The organism is Acetobacterium sp. (assembly GCF_036508315.1).
GTDB lineage: Bacteria > Bacillota > Clostridia > Eubacteriales > Eubacteriaceae > Acetobacterium.
On the sequence record NZ_DATCHP010000046.1, the window covers coordinates 1 to 4,727 of the forward strand.

Below are 4,727 nucleotides of genomic sequence, written 5' to 3' on the forward strand. Positions count from 1 at the left end.
TGAGGATGCAACCTCTGTGGGCGGTTTCCAGGGTTATATCTACATCGGCGATTACGTTAATACCGCATCTGATACAACACCCCCAGTAATATCTGACGTGCAGGTTACCGACTATGAAGGCAAAGGAATTAAGGTCACCGCTCTTGTTTCTGACGACTTAAGCGGCATCGGCAAGGTTCGCTTTCCAGTCTGGACCGAAAAAGGCGGACAGGATGATTTAGTCTGGCATGAAGGAACTGTTGAAGGCAATGTGGCCAGCTGTTTTATTCCATACAGTGATCACAACTCTGAACTTGGCGACTATAATGTCCAAGTTTATGCCTATGACAACGCCGGTCACAATACCATCTCCAGTACATCCATTACTAAAGCCAATCCCTTTAACCTCATTGGCAAGGTTGCTCTCGAGCATTAAGCACCTTTTCCTAAAAGCAAAAATCCTTCCAGATGACGTCAACGAACGCCACTGGAAGGATTTTTTAACGTGTTATAAATTTATTTTTACAGTTCTTCGCTGGCGGCTGCACTTTCTTCCGCAGTTCCTGAATGATGGTAGCTGTCAAAAAATTGCCTTTTTTACCCTAAATGAGTATTATCGATTACATCTTGATCAATGAACCAAGAGAATACAAATAAATTATTTTCATTAAATATCTGGTAGCCCTGCTTATTCATATTCCTCAGCTTAGAAAAAATAAGCCTCGATTAGACTATGGGTCTCACCCCTAAAAGCGATGGCACCAATATACTCACCAGTTGGGGTTTTATTAGAAGTCACTTTCTTCTTTTCCATATTCATAAGATCGCAGGAATTCAGAGCTTCATCATTTTTTCCACTTATAGATCCTGTCCGGGCAAGACCTTCGTGGATATGTTTTTTCTGTGAATTTGTAACCTCAACACCAATATCTGCTTCAATTGCAATAATATCCGGTCTTTCAGATAATTCTGAAGAACCATACTTATCCGGAAAAACATATTTCAAAATTCTTCGTGCTCTTTCCTCTTCAATTCTTTTTTTAACTACACCACCATTAATCTTTGGCTTATCCACAAATAAATCACTCCTATTCTACGCAAAGAATCTTATTAAGATAATTATCTATCTTTACCTAATTTTTTAAGTTAGTCTAACCTGGAACCAGCACTTAAATTTTCTGTTTATTTTTCCCTTTCAATTTGACTTTGTTGCCATCCACAGATATTTCGTCAATGCTTCTCAAAAGGCTTGAAAACCGACTGAATCCATAATCTTTTAAATTGAAATGATTATGTTTTGTTTTCAAAGCTTTATGTATTATAGACAGGTTTCCAATAACACCGCGGTTACTTTTTATAATCTCTATTATTTCCTTTTTAACAGTAATGATATCAACATCATTTTTCATCTTTACAAAGAAAGACCCGTCCTTTTCTTCGATTTGAATTTTCGGAAATTCTTCACGAATAAAAACATTGAGTTTAGTATAACCATAATTTCTAACATCAAAATCAGTAAATAGCTTACCTAACGAAGAACCCACTTCACCAAGTGTCAGACAATCTGATTCAGCAATCATATTTAGTATTGATTCCTGAATTTGACTGATCGGTGTGACATTTGATTCTATTATCTCTTTTACTTCTGCATTTTTTTCATTCGGCACAGTCTCTGCAATTTCGACGATCTTTGGCTCATCAGATGCGATTAAATCCAGATGCAAAAATTTATTGCAGGCTTTGGTAAGCGCTATCGGTGTCTTTGATTCCCCCATACCAATCACATACGCCTGAGATTCTCTTAATCGCATCGCAAGTTTCGTGAAATCACTATCGCTGGTTACGATACAAAATACATCGATTTTATGAGTATACAGAATGTCCATTGCATCAATAACCATTGCCATATCAGTCGCATTTTTTCCTTTTGTATAATCAAATTGCTGAATTGGCTGGATTGAGTATTCCAGTAACATATCTTCATTCCACCCATAAGTTCGTTTCCAGTTACCATAAATTCTTCTGATTGACACTGTTCCGAAAGCATTTAGCTCATCAAATATGCTTTTTACATATTTTGCACTGACATTGTCTACATCAATTAACAGAGCTATATTATTCTCACTCAAAAAAAGTTCCTCCATCCATTATTTTTCGTATTGTAAAATGAATCCGTTCGTGTCGGCTTTGGAAAACCCTTCAGCAAGGAGCCCGCCCATCTGATCATTCAAGGGGGCCGTTTGATCAAAAGAAGTTCGGTGATAGTAAGCCTTTAGTTCTTCATCCGGAGTATGACTCTTTTTCATAAAATCCCCACATTTTTTTATGACCGTTATTTAAATCCAATGACCACGCTATTTGATTTGTTCCAGTTGCATTTTTCTGGGATAAAATCCGAAACGCTGATAAAAGCCGAAAGCCTTTTCGTTGCCGACAACTACTGATACGGTTTTTGTGTGAGCCCCCATTTCGTCCATCCAGTTGATGGCATTGCTTAAGAGCAGTTCGCCGATTCCCAACCCACGGTAGTTTTCCTCTACATAGATCGATTCCATTTCAGCATCTCCTGAAAACTCGATTCGAGAAATACAGTACCCCACATTTTCCATACTTTCCTGATCAACAGCCACTTCAATTCGTAATCGCCCATTTTTTGCCTTCAAGAGCAGAGTTCTTTTTCGAGATTCAAAAGAAAAATTTTCATAGTGGGATTTAAATTTTTCAGAAACCTGGCCATGATGTTGATTCAACGCTTCCCACAGCTCCCGAATTTCGTCTAACATGGCTTCATCGTCGATACGATAAATAATGGTTGTCATATGATTTCGTCCTTTCTATATTTTGCCTTCACGGATGAACTTATTCATCTCCGGTATTTTTTCAATATAATCCGGATCACTGGCTTCCATTAACTGTTTTTTGCTGAATGGATAGTCATCAAGGTCGGACCTCATTTTTTGTTCTTGAATAATGAGCTTCACATTGGATACCTTCCGATCATGGTATCCAGCAGATGTGAAACTCAGCTGCCTATAAAAATCACAGGCAAACGACATAACATGTATGAATTCAAGCATATCAATTTTTTGATTCATCAGGTTTTCGATCTTTTCCATTAGGGTCCGAATCCCCATAACCCCATAATAGTGGAGCATTCCATGGGCTAAACATATCCACTGCGTGTTTCGCTTAACAACGCGTTTCAGCTCAAAGCCATCTAATTGGGAAAACAATGCACTCAGCTCATCAGGTATAAATAATATCTTTTGCTGATTATCGATTCCCGGATAAATTACACTAAAGTCTTGAAACGATCCAATATTGGAGGATTAATGGATACTCGAGATTTTCTGAATCACTTGAACCGGGGTGAAACGGTTGAAGGCGGTTCCGCAATACATCAGATGATGCACGTGATTTCCAGGAAGCCCTGAAGCTGACTGCTGAGCTCAACGGTTCCTACCATACTCCGGAAGAAATCCGAGCGCTGTTTTCCCGGCCAATGTCGTCGTCGGCGGTATCTCGGCGAAAATCATCAAAAGAATCGAAACCAGCCAAGGGTAATGTGCCCAATCCTCAGTTTTATTTTTACATAGGTAATCACAAAGTTCACGGTACTTTTGCAATTGCCTGTTATCTTTACCGGAGTGGGTAATGAACCGGATATGGGCATCGGCAAACGCTATGCTGCGCTAATCGATACAGAAAAAACCATAGAGGTCTCTAATCATAGAGGATATTTTTTCTCAAGGTCTCTGCCTCTTTCTCTCCAGCTAAAACCTTCACGATTTCAAGGGCAAAATCCACCGCTTTTCCCGGTCCACGAGATGTGATAATGTTTCCATCACTCACTACAGCGTCCGCTAGATAGATTGAATTGGGAAAATCCTTTTCAAATCCGGGGTAAGAAGTCACATTTTTCCCATCGATGATCTTTGCTTTTTCTAAAACGATGGGCCCGGCACAGATCGCTGCCACTAATTTCCCTGCTTCATTCATTTTTCTGACGATTTTTACGACCCGTTGATCGTCTCTTAGATTCGCTGCCCCAGGCATTCCTCCTGGAATTATGACGGCCTCGTATGAGTCGAGTTTTGACAGATCATCGATTTTTTTGTCCGCTTTTACTTCGATATGATGACTTCCTGAAACCTGAAGGCTGTCTCCGATGGCAATCATATGAACCGTAATCTGCTTGACTCTTCTTAAATAATCGACAACTGTTAAGGCTTCCACTTCCTCAAATCCTTCTGCTAAAAAAACAATTACATTCATCATTTTCCTCCCTTTACGTGCTTATTACAATGCCATTCAGCGCTTAACATAAAAAATAAAGTCCCAGCATTTAAGTTAAGTTGAGCCAGGCACCGTCTGTATTGATCGAATTGAATGGAAATATTGTATCATTTTATTGCCACTAATGAAAAATTAATAACATCATAAAAAGCGACCAAAATTGTTGTTTTCAATTTTGGCCGTTTTTGGGTACTACGGAATGATACAATAACCCCCTTGCCTCGTTTATAATCCACTTTAGAATAGAGAAATCTCTGATATGGCGGTGTCTATGATCACCATCTTCAGGACCCACCACAACACTGTCAATAACAAAAACAACTGAGTCCCCGGGATTAATCGTCACCGAACTTATCGAAAAAACTTAAGTGTGCCTGGCACCTGTAGCTTTTTAATTGAATGCACCAATGAAGAGATCGTCGACATAGGCCTTAATTTGGCGACTGGACATT

General features: G+C 39.2%; 7 protein-coding genes. 1 reads left to right on the forward strand and 6 read right to left on the reverse strand.

Features of this window, described 5'->3' with window-relative positions:
* The coding region (locus tag VIK44_RS06185) for a GBS Bsp-like repeat-containing protein (protein ID WP_331552977.1) at nucleotides 1-415 on the forward strand (415 nt) is incomplete at its 5' end.
* Between the two features lie 270 nt (nucleotides 416-685).
* Here VIK44_RS06185 and VIK44_RS06190 read toward each other — a convergent pair.
* The 6 genes from VIK44_RS06190 to VIK44_RS06215 all read right to left on the reverse strand — a co-directional run bounded on the left by VIK44_RS06190 (nucleotide 686) and on the right by VIK44_RS06215 (nucleotide 4,257).
* Nucleotides 686-1,054, reverse strand: a complete 369-nt coding sequence (locus VIK44_RS06190) for a hypothetical protein (RefSeq protein WP_331552978.1) — start codon at nucleotides 1,052-1,054, stop codon at nucleotides 686-688.
* Nucleotides 1,055-1,148: 94 nt separating this feature from the next.
* Nucleotides 1,149-2,108 carry an NYN domain-containing protein gene (locus VIK44_RS06195; protein WP_331552979.1) on the reverse strand — a complete coding sequence of 320 codons (960 nt, stop codon included), beginning with the start codon at nucleotides 2,106-2,108 and terminating at the stop codon, nucleotides 1,149-1,151.
* Nucleotides 2,109-2,126: 18 nt separating this feature from the next.
* Nucleotides 2,127-2,285, reverse strand: coding sequence for a hypothetical protein (locus VIK44_RS06200; RefSeq protein WP_331552980.1), 159 nt, complete (start codon nucleotides 2,283-2,285; stop codon nucleotides 2,127-2,129).
* A gap of 48 nt (nucleotides 2,286-2,333) precedes the next feature.
* Nucleotides 2,334-2,798 (reverse strand): GNAT family N-acetyltransferase, encoded by a 465-nt coding sequence (locus VIK44_RS06205; protein WP_331552981.1) that lies wholly within the window; start codon nucleotides 2,796-2,798, stop codon nucleotides 2,334-2,336.
* 15 nt (nucleotides 2,799-2,813) lie between these two features.
* Complete coding sequence (locus tag VIK44_RS06210; protein WP_331552982.1) at nucleotides 2,814-3,212, reverse strand: hypothetical protein; 399 nt, start codon at nucleotides 3,210-3,212, stop codon at nucleotides 2,814-2,816.
* 490 nt (nucleotides 3,213-3,702) lie between these two features.
* A complete protein-coding gene (locus tag VIK44_RS06215; RefSeq protein WP_331552983.1) occupies nucleotides 3,703-4,257 on the reverse strand; it encodes a DJ-1 family glyoxalase III in 555 nt (184 codons plus the stop codon).
* Between the last annotated feature and the right edge of the window lie 470 nt (nucleotides 4,258-4,727).